The following is a 19,853-nucleotide window of genomic DNA, read 5'->3' on the forward strand; positions in this document are numbered from 1 at the left end:
GGTTAGAACATTTAGGGGGAGAACATGGAGAAAAATAAGAGTGGTACAAAAATATTGGATCGATTAATTACTTTAGTTGTTTCATATAGCATAGCATTTTCTATTTTTGCACTCGCAACAACGGCAGTTGTATATGGAAAATGGTTGTATTATTTTGAAATTGATTTTTTAAATATTCCTGATTTAGCGGATATGACGAAGGATGAAATTAAAAGAAATTACGATGTGCTTATTACATATTTATCCCCGTTTTATGACGGAGCATTACATTTGCCCACATTAGATATGTCCACAAATGGCCGTATTCATTTTGTAGATGTTAAAAATATTTTAGTAAAGATTCAATATGTGATGTATGCGACAATTATGATTGCAGTGATAGGCGGAATTTATTTATTAAAAAAGAAAAATGAAAAGTTTTTACTGCACGGATCGATTTTAACAATCATTTTTCCGATAGCGCTTATGTTACCAATTGCTATTAATTTTGAAAAGAGTTTTGTATTATTCCATAAACTTTTATTTAGTAATGATTATTGGGTTTTTGATCCTGAAAAGGATCCAATTATATTAATGTTACCAGAAGAGTTCTTTATGCATGCTGCGTGTGCTATTTTATTATTCATTTTAGGTGGGAGTATACTTTGTTACAGCTTATATAGATATCTCGTAAAAAAGAAAAGGATGTCACAGAAAAAATTCTCTGCTTAAAGAGAATTTTTTTCTTTGTAAAACGATAATATATTTTTCGGTCTAGTTCTGTTCTATTCTTGTCCAAATTAACATATTTTGTACTAGTAGTTAAGGGGGGACCGGGATGAAGAGAACATTAATTGGATTGATAGCATTTCTAATTATAATGTTTCCGTTACGTATATATGCTGAAGAGTGGAATGAGCTAACAGGGTTGTTAGACGACTCGTTACAGTTAGTGAAGCGTAATGAAGATGAAAAAGCGGTACAAGTATTACAACATTTCTCGGAGCAGTTTTTAATAAAGGGGAATGAAAAGAAGCAGGAAGTAACACCAGATCAAGTTAGAGTTATTTCTTTAGCTTACGATAAGGCGCAACAATCGCTCTCTGAAGAAGGTTTAGGTAAGCAAGCTAAAATTGATAATGTGCTGGCATTACAACTTGCTGTTGATGCACAAGTATCGAAATATCAACCACTTTGGATGGAAAGAGAAAGGAAAGTAATGGATGCCTTTTCTCAAATGGAAAAAGCGATGGAAAAAGAAGATGCTGGGCAGTTTCAACAAACGTTAAATACGTTTTTAAATGAATTCAATATTATTTATCCAAGCTTAATGATTGCTTTGCCAGAAAACGAGGTCCAGCGTGTAAATGTTCATTTATCTTATTTAGATGAATTTCGTAACGTTATGTTAAAAACGAAAGGCGGCCAAATGCAATTAGGGATTATTAAAGGGGATTTGCAAAAGATATTTCACACAGTAAAAAAAGATGAAATTGCACCCTCTCTCATTTGGTTTATGACAATTACTGGGGGACTTATTTTATTCACATTAACTTATGTTGGATGGAGAAAGTATAAAGGAGAGAGAGAAAAAAGAAAAAGTAATGTACATTCTAAAAATAGATAATGCAATAAATAAAGATATGGATTGTAAGGTTTATTCATTGACAATAGTGGCAGAAGAAAATAGAATGAGAAGTACTATAATTAAAACTTCAATGGAGGTTCATGATGTTTTATTTAATTTACTTCGCGATCATAATGATCATACCGTTGTATGCACAGTCAAGAGTACGTAGTGCCTATAGCAAGTATTCACAAGTTTATTCAACATCAGGTATGACAGGAGCGGAAGTGGCTCGAAAAATTTTAGATGAAAATGGATTATACAACGTAGCTGTCGAAGAAACACCAGGTCATTTATCAGACCATTATGATCCAACCGCTAAGACGGTTCGATTATCAACAGATAACTATTATGGACATTCAGTTGCTGGTACAGCAGTTGCAGCACACGAAGTAGGACACGCAATTCAAGATGCACAAGATTATAACTTTATGCGTATTCGTCATTCGTTAGTTCCTGTGGCTAATTTTGGATCGAATATATCATGGGTATTTATTATGATTGGTATATTTGCGACAATGTCAAAACTATTGTTATTAGGTATCATTTTAATGGCAGCAGGTGTTGTGTTCCAGCTCGTTACATTGCCAGTTGAGTTTGATGCGTCAAAGCGCGCAATGCAACAAATTGAAGCGTTAGGTATTGTATCAACAGATGAATATGGGCAAGCTCGTAAAGTATTAAATGCGGCAGCATTAACATATGTAGCAGCTGCAGCTGTAGCGGTATTTGAATTATTACGTCTCGTATTAATGTATACTGGTATGCAGCGTAGCGACGACTAAAGACTATCAATTTTGATAGTCTTTTTTTGTTGTGTGGATTGAATTATATAATGTATTGCAAATAGAAATAATAGAAGTAATGCGGAAAGGTGGTGGGGGAAATGAAATATCCAGACCATTTAGTAAAACAAGTACAAGAGCGTAGTGCTCCTTATCAACTAGAAGGTTTTTTAAGTGGACAAGGTCCTGAAAATCCCAAATTTATGTTGTTAGGAGAAGCACCTGGTGAAACAGAAATTCATAATGGGATTCCGTTTAGCGGGAGGGCGGGAAAACAATTAATGGTTTTTTTAGAGCGTATCCACGTTACAAGGGAAGAAGTATATATTACGAGCGCTGTTCGGAGTAGACCTTATAAATGGCGAGAGAAAAAAGAACGAAATGGTGAAATCATACAAAAAAAGTATAATAGAACGCCAAATCAGGGAGAAATAGTTGCCCATGCGCCTTTGTTAGATTATGAATTAGAGAAAATACATCCGAAGCTTATCGTCACGCTTGGAAATATCGGTCTTCAACGTTTAACAGGAAAAAATAAAAAAATCACAGATGTACACGGGCAATTATTAAAACAGCCCATTCAAAAATTAAAGGATATGCAAAGTGCAGAGTTTACATGGTCAGAGAAAGAATATCATGTTTTTCCGACTTTTCATCCAGCTTCCATTTTTTATAATCGGAGTTTATTGGAGCTTATTCATGAGGATTTTGAGAAGCTTAAAAGACTTGTAATAAAAAACTAGAAAAGCTAAGGCGCTTTTCTAGTTATATTTAATTATGTAAAGGGTTTTTATTTTCATCTAACGTAAACCCTTCACCAACTACATCATGTACATCACTTACAGCGACAAAAGCATGAGGATCTACAGAAGTAATGATATTCTTTAATTTCACGATTTCATTTTTAGCAACAACGCAATACAATACATTACGTTCCACTTTTGTATACGATCCAACAGCTTTTAAAAAGGTTGCTCCGCGCTCCATTTCAGATAAAATTTTGGCAGCAATTTCATCGTTTTTCTCTGAGATAATAGTCGCTCCTTTGGCAGCATAAGCTCCTTCTTGCATAAAATCAATGACTTTAGCACCGATAAAAACAGCAACTAGCGTATACATGCCCTCACGGTATGATAAATAGGTAAGAATAGAGACGACGATAACGACAGCATCAAACATAAACATTGTTTTCCCCATACTCCAGCCAACATATTTGTGCGCTAGTCGTGCGATAATATCTACACCGCCAGTAGTCCCGCCATATTTAAATATTATTCCAAGGCCGATACCGATAAATGCCCCGGCGAATAAAGCTGCGAGTGTCATATCATTTTGCAAGTTTAAATGTAAGTTGAGTACTTCGTAACGCTGGAAAATCCATAGAAATAAAGATACGCTAAAGGTTCCAATTAATGTATATAAAAATGTCGTTCTGCCAAGTAACCTCCAGCCAATAAAAAATATAGGGATATTTAAAATTAAGTTTGAGTAGGAAGGATCAAACTTAAATAAAAAATACAATAATAGTGTAATACCAGTAAACCCACCCTCTGCAAGGTGGTTTTCAATATTGATATTGACAATACCGAAAGAAAATATAGCGGAACCAATTAAAATAAAAATAATATTTCGCATCTTCAATTTTGATGTCATATAGAAATCCCCCTAATTATGTAATGATTGCATTGCTCCGCTGAAACGGTAAAACATAATAATAAGTAATTTCTAGTTGCTAGTGAAAATAGTAAGAACCTGATTGATGTGGGCTGATTTTTTGTGAAAAGTGCAAAAGAAAGTTTCACTTTATCCCGCTCTAAAGGCTGATAGGAGATGAAGCAAAGAAGAGGGGCAAACCAGCCGTAGGAACCTGATTGATGTGGGCTGATTTTTTGTGAAAAGTGCAAAAGAAAGTTTCACTTTATCCCGCTCTAAAGGCTGATAGGAGATGAAGCAAAGAAGAGGGGCAAACCAGCCGTAGGAACCCGATTGGTGTGGGCTGATCTTTTGTAAAAATCGCAAAAGAAGTTTCACTTTACCCCGTACCAACGGCTGGTAGGAGATAAACCTCTGAAGAAAGGCAAACCAGCCGTAGGAACCCGATTAGTTCAACTAATCTTTTGCAAAAAAATCACAAAAGAAGTTTCACTTTATTATAGTCTATCCAAAAATGGGTCGCAAATAGGTGTTTGGCGGGGAATAATATTTGTCAAATCGCGATGAATTGGCTAACATGAAAGAGGAAGGATTAGAGGTGAATAGTATGGAAGCAAAAACGATGAAAGATATGCAGAAAGAAGTAGATGCATATATTGGTCAGTTTAAAGAAGGTTATTTCAGTCCGCTTGCAATGATGGCTCGTTTAACGGAAGAAATGGGAGAGCTTGCAAGAGAGGTAAATCATTATTATGGTGAGAAACCGAAGAAAACAACTGAAAAAGAAAGAAGTATTGAAGAAGAGCTTGGAGATGTATTATTTGTTATGATTTGTATGGCAAATAGTTTAAATATTGATTTAGAGACAGCACATAACATTGTAATGAATAAATTTAATACACGTGATAAAGATCGCTGGACACGTATTGATGAGGGAGAGAAAGAATAATGAAAGAAATTAAAGTAATTATCGCCGGACCAAGAGGACGTATGGGACATGAAGCAGTCCTTCTTATGGAAAGAACGGAACATTTTAATTTAGTAGCAGCAGTGGATTATAAGCATGGTGGTGAGAAGATTTCTGATTTACCTGGCATGCCAGCATTACATGCGCCGATTTACGCTGATTTACATACTTGTTTAGATGAAGTAGAAGCAGATGTGTTGTTAGATTTAACAACACCAGAAGTGGGGAAACAACACGTTACACTTGCAGTTGAGCGTGGACTTCGTTCGGTTATTGGTACAACTGGATTTACAGAAGAAGAATTGACACGTTTAACAGAGAATGCAAAAGAAAAAGCAGTAGGAACAATTATTGCTCCAAACTTTGCAATTGGTGCAGTTCTTATGATGAAATTCTCACAAATGGCAGCGAAATATTTCCAAGATGTTGAGGTAATTGAATTACATCATGATCAAAAATTAGACGCACCATCTGGTACAGCTGTAAAAACGGTAGAGTTAATTCGCCAAAATCGTGAATCAAAGCAGCAAGGTCATCCAAATGAAGTAGAGCAACTAGCAGGTGCACGAGGTGCAAATGTAGACGGTATTCACATTCATAGTGTACGTTTGCCAGGGCTTATTGCACACCAAGAAGTAATGTTTGGTGGAGATGGACAAATGTTAACAGTTCGTCATGATTCATTCAATCGTGCATCATTTATGTCAGGTGTAAAACTATCAATTGAGACAGTAATGAACCTTGATCATCTTGTGTACGGTTTAGAAAATATTATCGACTAAAGGGGAGACAACGGATGAAAATTGCCTTAATCGCACATGACAAAAAGAAAAATGATATGGTTTCGTTTGCATACGCATATAAACCAATTTTTGAACAACATGAATTATTTGCAACAGGAACGACAGGGCTTCGCATTATGGAAGCGACTGGATTAGTTGTAACAAGATATCAATCTGGCCCTCTTGGTGGAGATCAAGAAATTGGTGCAATGATTGCAAAGAACGATTTAGATATGGTGATTTTCTTCCGCGATCCATTAACAGCACAGCCGCATGAACCGGATGTGAATGCATTACTTCGTTTATGTGATGTATATGCGATTCCACTTGCAACGAATATGGCAAGTGCTGAAATGTTAATGCACGCATTAGAGCGAGGAGATTTAGATTATCGTAAGTTAAGAAAATGAGGGGAACGATTATGAGTGGATTACATATATTAGCGTTTGGTGCTCATGCCGATGATGTTGAAATCGGCATGGCTGGTACCATCGCTAAATATACAAAGCAAGGGTATGAAGTAGGTATTTGTGATTTAACAGAAGCTGATCTTTCTTCAAATGGAACGATAGAGTTGAGAAAAGAAGAAGCGAAGGTCGCAGCTCGTATAATGGGAGTAAAAACGAGGCTGAATTTAGCGATGCCAGACCGTGGTTTGTATATGAAAGAAGAGTATATACGTGAAATTGTCAAGGTGATCCGTACATATAAACCAAAACTAGTTTTTGCGCCGTACTATGAAGATCGCCATCCAGATCATGCAAATTGTGCAAAGCTTGTGGAAGAGGCTATTTTTTCAGCAGGAATCCGTAAATATATGCCGGAACTTTCACCACATCGTGTGGAGTCTTTTTATAATTATATGATTAATGGTTTTCATAAACCGAATTTTTGTATAGATATAAGTGAGTACCTCTCTATAAAGGTGGAAGCATTAGAAGCGTATGAAAGTCAGTTTTCAACAGGGAGTGATGGTGTTAAGACACCGTTAACAGAAGGTTACGTTGAAACTGTGATTGCTCGTGAGAAGATGTTTGGAAAAGAAGTTGGAGTCTTGTATGCCGAAGGATTTATGAGTAAGAAACCGGTTTTATTACATGCTGATTTATTAGGGGGATGTAAATGAAATTAAAAATAGGTATTACATGTTATCCTTCTGTAGGTGGTTCTGGAGTTGTTGGAACAGAATTAGGAAAGCAATTGGCGGAACGTGGGCATGAAATTCACTTTATTACATCGGGTTTACCATTCCGGTTAAATAAAGTATATCCAAACATTTATTTTCATGAAGTGACGGTAAATCAATACTCTGTATTTCAATATCCACCATACGATTTAGCGTTAGCAAGTAAAATGGCCGAGGTTGCACAAAGAGAAAACTTAGACATTTTACATGTGCATTACGCAATACCACATGCAATTTGTGCATATTTAGCAAAACAAATGATCGGAGAGCGTATTAAAATTGTTACAACCTTACATGGAACAGATATTACTGTGTTAGGTTCCGACCCTTCGTTAAATAATTTAATTCGTTTTGGTATTGAGCAATCGGATGTTGTTACTGCTGTCTCGCATTCATTAATTAACGAAACACATGAGCTTGTAAAACCAAGTAAAGAAATTCAAACGGTATATAACTTTATAGACGAACGTGTATATTTCAAGCGTAATATGTCTCAATTAAAGAAAGAATATGGTATAAGTGAGAGTGAAAAAGTACTTATTCATATTTCGAATTTCCGTAAAGTGAAACGTGTGCAGGATGTTGTTCAGGCATTTGCTAAAATTGTTAAAGAAGTAGATGCGAAGTTGCTTCTTGTTGGAGACGGACCAGAATTCTGTACGATTTTACAGATAGTGAAGAATTTACATATTGAAGATCGCGTTTTATTCCTAGGGAAGCAAGATAATGTTGCAGAACTACTTGCGATGAGTGATTTAATGTTGCTTCTATCAGAGAAGGAAAGTTTTGGTCTTGTTTTATTAGAAGCAATGGCGTGTGGTGTACCTTGTATCGGAACACGGGTTGGAGGTATTCCAGAGGTTATTCAACACGGGGAAACAGGATATTTATGTGAAGTTGGCGATACAACAGGAGTGGCAAATCAAGCTATTCAGCTATTAAAGGACGAGGAACTTCACCGTAATATGGGAGAACGAGCAAGAGAAAGTGTTTATGAGCAATTTCGCTCAGAAAAAATTGTTTCACAATATGAAACGATTTACTATGACGTACTAAGGGATGACAAAAATGGAAAGATTTAAAAAAGCTAGTTCTATTATTGAGACATTAAAGCAACAAGGACATGAGGCTTACTTTGTTGGTGGGAGCGTACGAGATCTTATTATCGATAGGCCGATTGGAGATATTGATATTGCGACATCTGCTCTACCAGAAGAAGTGATGGCTATATTCCCAAGAAATGTTCCTGTTGGTCTTGAGCATGGAACTGTAATTGTTGTAGAAAATGGTGAGCCCTATGAGGTAACTACTTTTCGAACAGAAAGCGAATATGAAGATTTTCGAAGACCTAGTAGTGTTCAATTTGTTCGTTCATTAGAAGAGGATTTAAAACGTCGTGATTTCACGATGAATGCAATTGCTATGACAGAAGAAGGCAAAATGGTCGATTTATTTGCTGGACAGGAAGCCATTCAACAGAGAGAAATTGTGACAGTTGGAAATGCTGCGGATCGTTTTCAAGAAGATGCCCTGCGAATGATGCGTGGTATTCGGTTTGTAAGCACGTTAGGTTTTTCATTAGAAATGAAAACGAAGCAAGCGATTGAAACGTATGGGCATTTGCTAGAACATATAGCAATTGAGCGTATTACAGTAGAGTTTGAGAAACTGTTAACTGGTACATATTGTGTGAAAGGTCTCAAAGAATTAGTAGAGACGAAGCTATTTTCTCATTTGCCATATTTACAAATGTCAGAAGAGAGACTGTTAAAAGCTACGCAGTATAAATGGGATTCTTTCGAAACGGATATTGAGGCGTGGGCATTTTTCTTATATTGTATCGGAGAAGAACATCCATCTGTCTTTTTACGTCAATGGAAGTTTTCGAATAAAAAAATAAAAGATATTGTTGCAGTTTTATTGACAATCCGTACTAGAAAGGAGAAGGATTGGGATACAGTCCTTCTTTATAAAACGGGAATTCATATCGCTGAAATGGCAGAGAGAGTATATGAAGCGATGATTGAACGCTATGACCCTACATCTGTTGAACGAGTACAATCAATGTTTCATGCATTGCCAATCCAGGAGCGTCAAGAAATGAATGTGACTGGTAATGATTTATTAAACTGGGCAAACAAAAAGCCTGGTCCGTGGGTTGCTGAGATGCTTCAGAAAATCGAAGAAGCAATCGTACAAGGAAACGTAGTTAATGAGAAAGAGCGTATAAGGGAGTGGCTACAAGGATGCAATCTACTATAAGAAAGCAGTTATTGCAAGTTTTTTCTGAAGCGGATGGCGAGTTTGTATCCGGCCAAACAATTAGTGATAAACTTGGTTGTTCAAGAACTGCTGTGTGGAAACATATGGAGGATCTGCGGAGTGAGGGATATGAACTTGAAGCTGTGCGTCGATTAGGTTACCGAATTGCAAGTAAGCCAGACAAAGTGACCGCTAATGAAATTCAGTTAGGGCTACAAACGAAGCGGATTGGTAGAACAGTGTATTTTGAAGAAACCGTTGAATCAACGCAGCACATTGCAGCAAAACTTGCTTATGAAGGTGCAGAAGAAGGAACAGTCGTTGTAGCAGAAGAACAAACAGCGGGAAGAGGTCGTTTAAGCAGAAAATGGCATTCACCAAAAGGAACAGGGATTTGGATGAGTATTATTTTACGCCCATCAATCCCAGTTCATCATGCACCGCAACTTACTTTGTTAGCGGCCGTTAGTGTTGCACAGGCAATTGAAAAATGCACGGGTGTAAACGTAGGAATAAAATGGCCAAATGATATTTTAATTCAAGGTAAAAAGGCTGTAGGTATATTAACAGAAATGCAAGCGGATCCTGATAAAATTAATGCTGTCATTATGGGCATCGGTATTAATGCGAATCAAAAGCAAGAACATTTTGATGAAGAAATTCAGCACATTGCTACTTCATTAGCGATTGAATCAGGTAAGCCGATTGTTCGTGCAGAACTTATGCAACAAATCTATTTACAACTAGAAAAATTATATGAAGAGTATTTACAAAATGGTTTCTCTGTCATTAAAATTCTTTGGGAAAGTTACGCTGTGAGCATCGGGAAAGAAATTACCGCTCGAACGATGAGAGAGACAATTACGGGGTTAGCAAAAGGAATCACAGAGGATGGTGTATTACTTCTGGAGGATCATGAGGGGAAAGTACATCATATTCATTCTGCAGATATTGAAATTAAGTAAAAGAAGTTCCTCTTTTGGAACTTCTTTTTATTTCAATAGTTTTGAGTTGAATTTGTAACATGATAATAAATTTTTTTTCATATTTAAAGTTCATTTCAAAATATCTTCCGCCTAGTTGGCAGGGCATGTTATTTGACGATTACTTTGCCTGCCATTCCTTTAAGAAGATGGTATCGACATATTAATTCATATGTACCAGTATTTTTAGGTTTCACGGTAATATGCTTTTCTTTTCCTGACTCGATTACGACGTCAATGCCGAGTTTTTTCACTGTAAAGGTGTGCTCGTTTTTACCTTTATTTTTCAATAGTAATGTTGTTGATCCTTCAAGCGGAATCGTGATAACATTTGGATTAAAGTAATCATCATTTAGTTCAACCTCAATCACTTTCGTTAAATCGGTGGGGGGTGTTACGACAGTAACTGAGGCAAATACATGGGAGGATCCTAAAGACATCCACCATACAATCATTACAAGCAAACTGCTGAATCGAAATAACCACCTGTTCATAGACATCTGCAATTCTCCTTTGTTAAGTACTTTCCTCAATTAACCTGCATCATTAGTTTAAGAGTTATACTATACAGTTAAATGGATTACAGAAAAAATTAACTTGGACTTTTTTAGCATGCGTTGAAAAAACATGTATCTTTTCAGGATTGAATTCTCCATAAAAACTGTATAGCATATATACTCTCGTGTTAAATTTCATATACCGTAATAAGAATAAAAAATTATTTTTTCAAAAAAATGTAGTAATTCCTTTTTGTAGTTTGCTATAATTAGTTCGAATGTGGGCAGTATCAGAGCGAACTGCACCATGATTCGAAGTCATACGAAAAATAATAACTTGGATTCTGCCTTGATCCAATAACGGACTGGGACAGAGGGATGAATAATGCCGACTAACACACAACCCTTCTGCCCTTTTATGGTCAGAGGGGTTTTTCATATGATTTCGGCCATCTCCTCTCTCCTGCATAAAGGAGGAGTAGTTTTTGAAAACAAAAACAGATTTTTTGAAGATGAAAGAGCAAGGTGAGCCGATTACAATGCTAACGGCGTATGATTATCCATCTGCTAAATTAGCAGAAGAAGCTGAAGTTGATATGATTCTAGTTGGAGATTCTCTTGGAATGGTTGTACTCGGATACGATTCAACAGTACCTGTAACAGTAGAGGATATGATTCATCATACGAAAGCTGTACGCCGTGGAGCGAAAGAGACGTTTATTGTAACTGATATGCCATTTATGTCGTATCACGTATCATTACAAGAAACGATGGTGAATGCACGTCGCATCGTTCAAGAGAGCGGGGCACACGCACTGAAGGTAGAAGGTGCTGGAGAAGTTATATCGACGATTCAATATTTGACGAACGCAGGAATTCCTGTTGTAGCGCATTTAGGTTTAACCCCTCAATCTGTAGGAGTGTTGGGTGGATATAAAGTGCAAGGAAAAGATGCGGAGAGTGCAAAAAAATTAATAGAAGATGCAAAGAAATGTGAAGAAGCTGGTGCAATAGCGCTTGTGTTAGAATGTGTACCAATGCAGTTAGCAGAACTTATTTCAGAGCAACTAACAATACCAACAATTGGGATTGGTGCAGGACAAAAAGTAGATGGGCAAGTGCTTGTTTATCATGATCTTATCTCATACGGCGTAAATCGTGTTCCGAAATTTGTGAAGCAATATACGTCTGTTCAAGAGGAGATTGTGCGTGGGATTTCACAATATGTTACTGAAGTAAAGACAAGGCAATTTCCTGAAGAAAAACATTCGTTCACAATGAAAGAGGAAGAATGCTTAGCGTTATACGGAGGAAAACAATAATGAAAATCGTAACTACAGTGCAAGAGATGCAGCAAATTACAAGCGAACTTCGTGCAAGTGGAAAGAGTATTGGTTTTGTTCCAACAATGGGTTATTTACATGAAGGCCATGCTACTTTATTACGTAAGGCAAGAGAAGAAAATGAAATTGTAGTTTTAAGTGTATTTGTAAACCCGCTACAATTCGGCCCAAATGAAGATTTAGATCGATATCCTCGTGATATTGATAGAGATGAAAATGTAGCAAAAGAAAACGGTGTAGATTATTTATTTTATCCGAGTGTAGAAGAAATGTATCCAGCAGAACAAACAACAACAGTAGAAGTTGTGAAGCGCACGGACGTATTATGCGGTCAACAAAGACCTGGTCATTTCGCTGGTGTTGCAACTGTACTGATGAAACTATTTAATATTACGGTGCCAACGCGTGCTTATTTCGGTATGAAAGATGCTCAACAAGTTGCAGTAATTGAAGGATTTGTAACTGATTTCAATATTCCAGTTACAATCGTACCAGTTGATATTGTAAGGGAAGAAGATGGTTTAGCGAAAAGTTCTCGTAACGTGTACCTATCACAAGATGAACGTGAAGAAGCTCTTCATTTATACCGCAGCCTATGTATAGCGAAAGAAAGAATTGAGGCAGGTGAACGTAATCCGGAAATCATTACAAATCTTGTGAAAGATTATATTGAGACGCATACGAAAGGCACTGTAGATTATGCGGATTTATATGCATATCCGTCATTAACAATGGTAGAGAAAGTCGAAGGAAGAATCATTTTAGCTATTGCAGTTAAGTTTGAAAATGTAAGATTAATTGACAATATAACATTAACGGTTAAATAAGGGGGAGCATCTATGTTTCGCACAATGATGAGAGCAAAGTTACATCGTGCAACTGTAACGGAGGCAAATTTAAATTATGTAGGTAGTATTACAATTGATGAAGACTTAATGGATGCAGTAAATATTGTAGAAAACGAAAAAGTCCAAATTGTAAATAATAATAATGGTGCTCGCTTAGAGACATACGTTATTAAAGGGGAACGCGGTAGTGGTGTTGTTTGTTTAAACGGTGCGGCGGCAAGACTTGTACAACCAGGGGACAAAGTAATTATTATTTGTTATGGGCTAGTTACGGAAGAAGAGATTCATACACAAGAACCAAAAATTGCAGTACTAGACGATAATAATCAAATTATTGAAATGTTAGGTGCTGAAAAAGCGGGTACGATATTATAAGTAGAAAGGCTATCTCCATTGCGGAGATAGCTTTTTTGTGCATCTTTTCATTAAGATGAGATAAAACGTGGTATAGTAACATTATATAAATTATTGTTGTTTGAAAGGTAAGAAATTGAGGTGTTACATATATGAGTAAGCGTTATGTCGTTGTTGATTTAGAGACGACAGGGAACTCCTGGAAAGATGGGAAGGATAAAATTACCCAAATTGCAGCTGTTGTAGTAGAAGATGGAGAGATATTGGAGATTTTTTCGTCTTTTGTTAATCCAAAGAGAGAGATCCCACCATTTATTACAGAATTAACAGGGATTGATGAAAGTCTTGTAAAACAAGCCCCGTTATTTCAAGATGTAGCCCCGATGATTGTTGAGCTATTACAAGGTGCGGCTTTCGTTGCGCATAATGTTCACTTTGATTGGAATTTTTTAAATGAAGAATTAAGGCAAGCTGGATATACAGAAATACATTGTCCGAAAATCGACACGGTTGAATTGGCTCAAATTCTTTTGCCGACAGCCGATAGTTATAAATTACGTGATTTAGCTAAAAAGCATGAACTAGAGCACGATCAACCACATCGTGCGGATAGTGATGCTCTTGCAACAGCGGAATTATTTTTACAATTTTTAAATGAAATTGAAAAGTTACCACTTGTCACGTTGCAATCGCTTTATGAATTAAGTGATGTGTTCCAAAGCGATATAGCTGATGTGCTTTCTGAAAATATTTTAAAGAAAGTAATGCACGGTAAAGAAGATATAGCGGAGTATGAAATACATCGAAATATTGCGCTGAAAAAGCGGAACTATTCCTTAAACCTTGGAGAAACGTGTTCATCAAAGTTTGATGCTTTCTTGAATAAAACGATGGATAAATTGGAATCACATATGCCAAAGTTTGAAAGAAGAGAAAGTCAACAACTGATGATGAAAGAGATATATACGGCGTTAAGAGATTCTCGTTTTTCACTAATTGAAGCCGGTACAGGAACAGGAAAGACTCTCGCTTATTTGCTTCCTAGTCTTTATTTTGCAAAGAGAAAAGAAGAACCTGTCATTATAAGTACACAAACGGTACAACTCCAACAACAAATATTAGAAAAAGAAATTCCGTTATTACAAAAAATAATGCCATTTTCATTTGAGGTAGCTCTTCTAAAAGGAAGAAAGCATTATTTATGCTTACATAAATTTGAGTATGCTTTGCAAGAGGAAGAAAAAAATTATGATATGGCACTTACAAAGGCGAAGATTTTAGTTTGGCTATTGCAAACTGAAACAGGTGATCGAGACGAATTAAATATTCCTGAGGGCGGAAAGTTACTTTGGAATCGTATTTGTAGCGATGCGTATAGTCCAGGCGGTATGCAAAGTAATTGGTTTAGTCGTTGTTTTTACCAGCGAGCGAAGAATAAAGCTTTATTTGCAGATATCGTTATTACAAATCATGCGTTATTATTTCAAGATTTTTCAAGTGAAGAACCGTTGTTTGCTTCATGCGAACATATTATTTTTGATGAAGCTCACCATATTGAAGAAGCCGCGAGTAGAACATTGGGTGAACAGTTCTCTTGTATGTATTTTCAATTGGTTATATCTCGTCTTGGGACACTAGAAACAGAAGATGTACTCTCCAAAGTATATAAAATGATGAAAAAATCAGAGCAAGCATCTCGTTCAACTTTCCGTATGATAAGTTATAGTTTGAAGGAACTTAAGTTTGATGCGGATGAACTCTTCCAAATGTTACGTACTTTTATATTTAAACAAACAAAGCAAGAGCAAGGAACGAATAATATGCCGCTCATCTATAGGTATAACGCAGAACTAGAAAAAGGTAAGTTGTGGGATAGTATCGTCGAATTAACAAATCGTTTTATATATGAATTAAGAAGGGTAGTAACTGCTCTTGAGAAGCAAGTGGATATATTGCAAAGTAAGTTAGAATGGGAGATGCATGTTGTAACAGGTGAATTTATGCATTTAATTGAGTTGCTGAGAAAGATGGCAGAATCATTACAGTTACTCGTATTAGAAAAGAATTCGTATGTAACTTGGATGGAGACTGAAACGAAAGGGACGATTCATTCAACAGTTCTATATGCACAGCCTGTTCATATTGGTGAAAGATTTGCTGATGAATTTTTAACAGGAAAAAAGAGTGTTATTTTTACATCCGCAACACTAACAGTTAACGATACGTTTGATTATATAAAAGAGGAACTTGGTTTACATGACTTCGCTCCAAATACTTTAAAGGTTCCGTCGCCATTTCGTTATGATGAACAGATGAAATTAATGGTGTCAACGGATGTACCTTTTATTAAGCAAGTAAGTAATGAGCGATATATTGAATCTGTATCGGAACATATTGCAAAGATAGCGAAAGCCACAAAAGGCAGAATGCTCGTTTTATTCACTTCGTATGAAATGTTAAAAGAAGCGTATGCGAATTTAAAAAATAATGATGAATTAGAGGGGTATTTATTACTGACCCAAAGTGTGAATAATAGAAGTCGAAGCCGCTTAATTCGAAAGTTTCAAGAATTCGACAAATCAATTTTATTAGGGACGAGCAGTTTCTGGGAAGGAATAGATATTCCAGGAGATGCCTTAAGTTGTCTTGTTATAGTCCGTCTACCATTTACACCTCCTCATCAGCCGATGATGGAAGCGAAAGGTGAGTGGCTAAAAAATCAAGGTGAAGATGTATTTGCTAAATTAGCGCTTCCACAAGCAATATTACGTTTCAAACAAGGATTCGGCCGCTTAATTCGAACGAATACAGATACAGGAACGGTAGTAGTGTTAGATCGTCGTTTGACGAGTTCTTCCTATGGAAAACGATTTCTACAATCGATTCCTAACGTACCTCTTTATGAAGGGCCATTAGAAGAATTGTTAGTACAATTAGAAGAAACACCAAATGAATAAAAATGGAAGAAAAATACGCCTGAAGTACTTATAAACTTCAGGCGTAAAAAATGTGGGTAGGAGGAATTTTATTTTTCTTACTTCTTGTATACAAAATGTGTTGGTTTTCGACTTGAAACCTTTTTTTGCTGTACATGTCCTGCTATAATAGATGGGTGATGAAGCAGGGGTTGTAAAGAATGTACTCTTATTGTAACCGCATTGCGTTCTTCTATAATTAGAAATTTTTGTGTAACGGAGGAGTTTTTTCATGGAGAAGAAAATCGAAGTACTATCAACGACGCGTATTAAATATTCGTCGGATTTGTATAAAATTGTTGATAGTTTAAATCGTACGTTAAAAGAGCAGGACCTCATGTTCGGACTAGCATTAGACGAAAAAGATAAAGAAACAGCTGTATTTACGATTTACAGAACGTAGTGATACAATGAAAAAGTGGATCTTTGCAATCATTATTGTTATCGTTGCTAGCGGAATATATGGGGCGTATGTTTATAATAAAGCGATGGGAAAGAAAATTCCAAAAGAGTCGAAATTTGTAGAAATTGCTAAAGAAAAAGCAAAGCTTACAAAGGTGAAATCTGTTGATTATTACAACGGAAAATCTGCATATATAGTCGTGCAAGGTACAGATGAAAAGGGAGAACAACTTATCGTTTGGGTGCCTGAGAAAAAAGGGGATACTGTAGTAAGGAAAAAGAGCGAAGGTATTTCTGAAAAAGAGGCTATACAAAGAACAATAGAGCAAGTCGGCAATGAAAGTAAGGAATCAAAAAGTAAGCCGAAAGAGATTATGAAAGTGAAATTAGGCTTTGAAAATGATGTACCACTATGGGAAGTTACATATATTGATGATGACAATCGTTATAGTTATTACTATCTTGAATTTAAAGATGGAAAATTTTTAAGACGATATAGCATTGAAAAATAGATGTAGGGGGAACTACAAATGAAATTAGCAAAGCGAGTAGCTGCTTTAACACCGTCTTCAACTTTAGAAATTACAGCAAAGGCACAAGCATTAAAAGCAGAGGGTCATGATGTAATTGCATTAGGGGCAGGGGAACCTGACTTTAATACACCAGAGCATATTATGGATGCTGCACATAAAGCGATGTTAGAAGGGCATACGAAGTATACACCAACAGGTGGATTACAATCGTTAAAACAAGAAATTGTGAAGAAATTTACTCGCGATCAAGGTATTGCGTATGATCCATCTGAAATTATTGTATGTAATGGTGCAAAGCATGCATTGTATACATTATTCCAAGTATTACTTGATGAGGGAGATGAAGTTATCATCCCAACTCCTTACTGGGTAAGCTATCCAGAGCAAGTAAAGCTTGCTGGCGGTAAGCCGGTTTATGTAGAAGGTTTAGAAGACAATGAGTACAAAATTACAGCAAAGCAGCTGCGTGAGGCAATTACAGAGAAAACGAAAGCAGTTATTATTAATTCACCGAGCAATCCAACAGGAATGATTTATAGCAAAGAAGAATTACAACAGCTTGGAGAAGTATGTTTAGAACATGATATTTTAATCGTTTCTGATGAAATTTATGAAAAATTAATTTATGGTGGCGTAGAATATACTTCAATTGCCCAGCTTTCTAATGCATTAAAAGAACAAACACTTATTATTAATGGTGTATCTAAATCTCATTCTATGACAGGATGGCGTATTGGATATGCTGCAGGAAATAAGCAGCTTATTAAAGCGATGACGAACTTAGCGAGTCATAGTACGTCAAACCCTACTTCAATCGCTCAATACGGCGCAATTGCGGCATATGCAGGCTCACAAGAACCTGTGGAAACAATGCGTCAAGCCTTTGAAGAGAGATTAAACATCATTTATGATAAATTAATTCAAATCCCTGGCTTTACTTGCATTAAACCGCAAGGTGCATTTTACTTATTCCCTAACGTAAAAGAAGCTGTAGCTTTATCAGGATATGCAACAGTTGATGATTGGGCAAAAGCTCTATTAGAAGAGGAAAAAGTGGCTCTTGTACCAGGTACAGGATTTGGTGCTCCAAATAATGTTCGCTTATCATATGCGACATCTCTTGAACAAGTAGAGAAAGCATTAGAGCGTATCCATACATTTATGAAAAGTAAAGTGCAAGCTTAATTTTATATTTCATTCATGTAATATAAAAAACCTCCCCATTAATAGGGAGGTTTTTTTGACGAATTGTGGCAAAAAGAAATAGCTAAAGGTGTGTTATACTAGAGAGCGAGGTGTTTGGTGATGGAAAAGAAAATGATGTTACAGTGGTTTGAGCAGGGAAGCATTGCAATTCCAAAATTACTTATGATGCATTATAAAAAATTAGGTTTAAATGAGACGGAATTTATGGTCGTACTTCATGTACACACATTTTTAGAATCAGGTAATTCGTTTCCGACTCCATCAGAGATTTCTGAACGGATGACGATAACGGAAATGAAATGTATGGAAGTAATTCAAGCATTGATTCAAAAAGGGTTTTTATCACTAGAAGGTGGACAAAGATCAGAAGCGATGATGTGCGAAAGTTATTCTTTACAACCGTTATGGGAAAAAATATTACATTTCTTAATGGATGAATCAATAGAGGAAGAGCAAAAAGAAAAAAAACAGCTGCAAGTAAATTTATATACAGTATTTGAAAAAGAATTTGGAAGACCACTTTCGCCGTTCGAATGTGAAACGTTAGGAATGTGGGAGGACCAAGATCAACATCATCCAAATTTAATTCAAGCGGCTCTTAGAGAAGCTGTAATGAGTGGAAAACTAAATTTCCGATATATTGATCGTATTTTATTTGAGTGGAAAAAGAATGGAATTAAAACGGTAGATCAGGCTCAAAATCAAGGTCAAAAATTTAGAGCGAATCAACAAAGAGCACAACAAATGACAAAACAAGAGACGAAATTTACTGGAAAAGTGCCTTTTTATAATTGGTTGGAGCAGTAATATAGGAGGAAGTATATGTTAAATAAAACGCAAATTCGCTATTGTTTAGACACAATGGCGGATATGTATCCAGAAGCACATTGTGAATTAATTCATGAGAATCCTTTTGAATTAGTAATCGCGGTGGCACTATCTGCACAATGTACAGATGCACTTGTAAATAAAGTGACGAAAAATTTATTTCAAAAATATAAAACACCAGAAGATTATTTAAGTGTATCTTTGGAAGAGTTACAACAAGATATACGTTCTATTGGGTTGTATAGAAATAAAGCAAAAAACATTCAAAAATTGTGTCAGATGTTGCTGGATGATTACAATGGAAAAGTTCCAGAAGACCGTGACGAGTTGACGAAATTACCAGGAGTAGGGAGAAAAACAGCAAATGTAGTTGTTTCGGTAGCGTATGGCATCCCGGCAATTGCTGTTGATACGCATGTAGAAAGAGTGAGTAAACGGTTAGCGATTTGTAGATGGAAAGATTCGGTGTTAGAAGTAGAAAAAACATTAATGAAGAAAGTACCGATGGATGAGTGGGGAGTTACACATCATCGTATGATTTTCTTTGGACGTTATCACTGTAAAGCACAACGACCGCAATGTGAGGAGTGCAGACTGTTAGAAGTATGTCGTGAAGGAAAGAAGCGAATGAAGGTGAAATAAA

22 protein-coding genes are annotated in these 19,853 nt (G+C 36.2%); 20 read left to right on the forward strand and 2 right to left on the reverse strand.

Annotated features, from left to right (window positions below; genetic code table 11):
• The first annotated feature begins 24 nt into the window (after window positions 1-24).
• The 4 genes from lit to M1D73_RS07630 all read left to right on the forward strand — a co-directional run bounded on the left by lit (window position 25) and on the right by M1D73_RS07630 (window position 3,134).
• Window positions 25-711: a lipoprotein intramolecular transacylase Lit gene (gene lit / locus M1D73_RS07615; protein ID WP_000414378.1), complete on the forward strand. Its 687-nt coding sequence runs from the start codon at window positions 25-27 to the stop codon at window positions 709-711.
• A 106-nt stretch (window positions 712-817) separates the two neighbouring features.
• Window positions 818-1,606, forward strand: a complete 789-nt coding sequence (gene ypjB / locus M1D73_RS07620; RefSeq protein ID WP_000831584.1) for a sporulation protein YpjB — start codon at window positions 818-820, stop codon at window positions 1,604-1,606.
• 101 nt (window positions 1,607-1,707) lie between these two features.
• Window positions 1,708-2,391, forward strand: coding sequence for a zinc metallopeptidase (locus M1D73_RS07625; RefSeq protein ID WP_011109966.1), 684 nt, complete (start codon window positions 1,708-1,710; stop codon window positions 2,389-2,391).
• Between the two features lie 101 nt (window positions 2,392-2,492).
• The gene (locus M1D73_RS07630; RefSeq protein ID WP_000876873.1) at window positions 2,493-3,134 is read left to right on the forward strand and encodes a uracil-DNA glycosylase; all 642 of its coding nucleotides are present in this window, start codon (window positions 2,493-2,495) and stop codon (window positions 3,132-3,134) included.
• Between the two features lie 28 nt (window positions 3,135-3,162).
• On the opposite strand, the gene M1D73_RS07635 is transcribed toward M1D73_RS07630, so the two are convergent.
• Window positions 3,163-4,044, reverse strand: a complete 882-nt coding sequence (locus M1D73_RS07635; RefSeq protein WP_000202121.1) for a YitT family protein — start codon at window positions 4,042-4,044, stop codon at window positions 3,163-3,165.
• 607 nt (window positions 4,045-4,651) lie between these two features.
• Here M1D73_RS07635 and M1D73_RS07640 point away from each other — a divergent pair.
• Genes M1D73_RS07640 through M1D73_RS07670 form a run of 7 tightly spaced genes read left to right on the forward strand, consistent with a single transcriptional unit; the run spans window position 4,652 to window position 10,206 of the window.
• Window positions 4,652-4,993: a nucleotide pyrophosphohydrolase gene (locus M1D73_RS07640; protein ID WP_002108639.1), complete on the forward strand. Its 342-nt coding sequence runs from the start codon at window positions 4,652-4,654 to the stop codon at window positions 4,991-4,993.
• The gene (dapB, locus tag M1D73_RS07645) at window positions 4,993-5,793 is read left to right on the forward strand and encodes a dihydrodipicolinate reductase (RefSeq protein ID WP_000658813.1); all 801 of its coding nucleotides are present in this window, start codon (window positions 4,993-4,995) and stop codon (window positions 5,791-5,793) included. The genes M1D73_RS07640 and dapB overlap by 1 nt, the downstream gene beginning before the upstream one ends.
• Before the next feature lie 14 nt (window positions 5,794-5,807).
• Window positions 5,808-6,203 (forward strand): methylglyoxal synthase, encoded by a 396-nt coding sequence (gene mgsA / locus M1D73_RS07650; protein ID WP_000684765.1) that lies wholly within the window; start codon window positions 5,808-5,810, stop codon window positions 6,201-6,203.
• An 11-nt stretch (window positions 6,204-6,214) separates the two neighbouring features.
• Entirely contained in the window at window positions 6,215-6,919 is a 705-nt protein-coding gene (gene bshB1 / locus M1D73_RS07655; protein ID WP_000015673.1) for a bacillithiol biosynthesis deacetylase BshB1, read from the forward strand.
• Window positions 6,916-8,061 carry an N-acetyl-alpha-D-glucosaminyl L-malate synthase BshA gene (bshA, locus tag M1D73_RS07660; RefSeq protein WP_000768305.1) on the forward strand — a complete coding sequence of 382 codons (1,146 nt, stop codon included), beginning with the start codon at window positions 6,916-6,918 and terminating at the stop codon, window positions 8,059-8,061. The genes bshB1 and bshA overlap by 4 nt, the downstream gene beginning before the upstream one ends.
• Complete coding sequence (locus M1D73_RS07665; RefSeq protein ID WP_000439321.1) at window positions 8,048-9,241, forward strand: CCA tRNA nucleotidyltransferase; 1,194 nt, start codon at window positions 8,048-8,050, stop codon at window positions 9,239-9,241. The genes bshA and M1D73_RS07665 overlap by 14 nt, the downstream gene beginning before the upstream one ends.
• Entirely contained in the window at window positions 9,226-10,206 is a 981-nt protein-coding gene (locus M1D73_RS07670) for a biotin--[acetyl-CoA-carboxylase] ligase (RefSeq protein ID WP_001192063.1), read from the forward strand. Before M1D73_RS07665 ends, M1D73_RS07670 begins: the two co-directional genes overlap by 16 nt.
• A gap of 128 nt (window positions 10,207-10,334) precedes the next feature.
• On the opposite strand, the gene M1D73_RS07675 is transcribed toward M1D73_RS07670, so the two are convergent.
• Window positions 10,335-10,724 carry a cupredoxin domain-containing protein gene (locus tag M1D73_RS07675; protein ID WP_065212122.1) on the reverse strand — a complete coding sequence of 130 codons (390 nt, stop codon included), beginning with the start codon at window positions 10,722-10,724 and terminating at the stop codon, window positions 10,335-10,337.
• 482 nt (window positions 10,725-11,206) lie between these two features.
• On the opposite strand from M1D73_RS07675, the gene panB reads away from it, so the two are divergent.
• The 9 genes from panB to nth all read left to right on the forward strand — a co-directional run bounded on the left by panB (window position 11,207) and on the right by nth (window position 19,852).
• A complete protein-coding gene (panB, locus tag M1D73_RS07680; RefSeq protein WP_000851108.1) occupies window positions 11,207-12,043 on the forward strand; it encodes a 3-methyl-2-oxobutanoate hydroxymethyltransferase in 837 nt (278 codons plus the stop codon).
• Window positions 12,043-12,891 (forward strand): pantoate--beta-alanine ligase, encoded by an 849-nt coding sequence (panC, locus tag M1D73_RS07685; RefSeq protein ID WP_000707025.1) that lies wholly within the window; start codon window positions 12,043-12,045, stop codon window positions 12,889-12,891. The genes panB and panC overlap by 1 nt, the downstream gene beginning before the upstream one ends.
• A gap of 12 nt (window positions 12,892-12,903) precedes the next feature.
• Window positions 12,904-13,287 (forward strand): aspartate 1-decarboxylase, encoded by a 384-nt coding sequence (gene panD / locus M1D73_RS07690; protein WP_000490184.1) that lies wholly within the window; start codon window positions 12,904-12,906, stop codon window positions 13,285-13,287.
• Window positions 13,288-13,418: 131 nt separating this feature from the next.
• Window positions 13,419-16,223, forward strand: a complete 2,805-nt coding sequence (gene dinG, locus M1D73_RS07695; protein ID WP_098212748.1) for an ATP-dependent DNA helicase DinG — start codon at window positions 13,419-13,421, stop codon at window positions 16,221-16,223.
• Window positions 16,224-16,473: 250 nt separating this feature from the next.
• On the forward strand, window positions 16,474-16,644 hold the full coding sequence (locus M1D73_RS07700; protein ID WP_000412179.1) for a YpmA family protein: 171 nt from the start codon (window positions 16,474-16,476) through the stop codon (window positions 16,642-16,644).
• Between the two features lie 7 nt (window positions 16,645-16,651).
• Window positions 16,652-17,155 carry a cell wall elongation regulator TseB-like domain-containing protein gene (locus tag M1D73_RS07705; protein WP_000758739.1) on the forward strand — a complete coding sequence of 168 codons (504 nt, stop codon included), beginning with the start codon at window positions 16,652-16,654 and terminating at the stop codon, window positions 17,153-17,155.
• 18 nt (window positions 17,156-17,173) lie between these two features.
• Complete coding sequence (gene aspB / locus M1D73_RS07710; RefSeq protein ID WP_000761560.1) at window positions 17,174-18,361, forward strand: aspartate transaminase AspB; 1,188 nt, start codon at window positions 17,174-17,176, stop codon at window positions 18,359-18,361.
• Window positions 18,362-18,481: 120 nt separating this feature from the next.
• The gene (gene dnaD, locus M1D73_RS07715; RefSeq protein ID WP_121868164.1) at window positions 18,482-19,189 is read left to right on the forward strand and encodes a DNA replication protein DnaD; all 708 of its coding nucleotides are present in this window, start codon (window positions 18,482-18,484) and stop codon (window positions 19,187-19,189) included.
• Window positions 19,190-19,204: 15 nt separating this feature from the next.
• Window positions 19,205-19,852 carry an endonuclease III gene (gene nth, locus M1D73_RS07720; RefSeq protein WP_000933030.1) on the forward strand — a complete coding sequence of 216 codons (648 nt, stop codon included), beginning with the start codon at window positions 19,205-19,207 and terminating at the stop codon, window positions 19,850-19,852.
• Window position 19,853: the final 1 nt, after the last annotated feature.

The sequence above is a fragment of the Bacillus sp. PK3-067 genome, assembly GCF_056738645.1.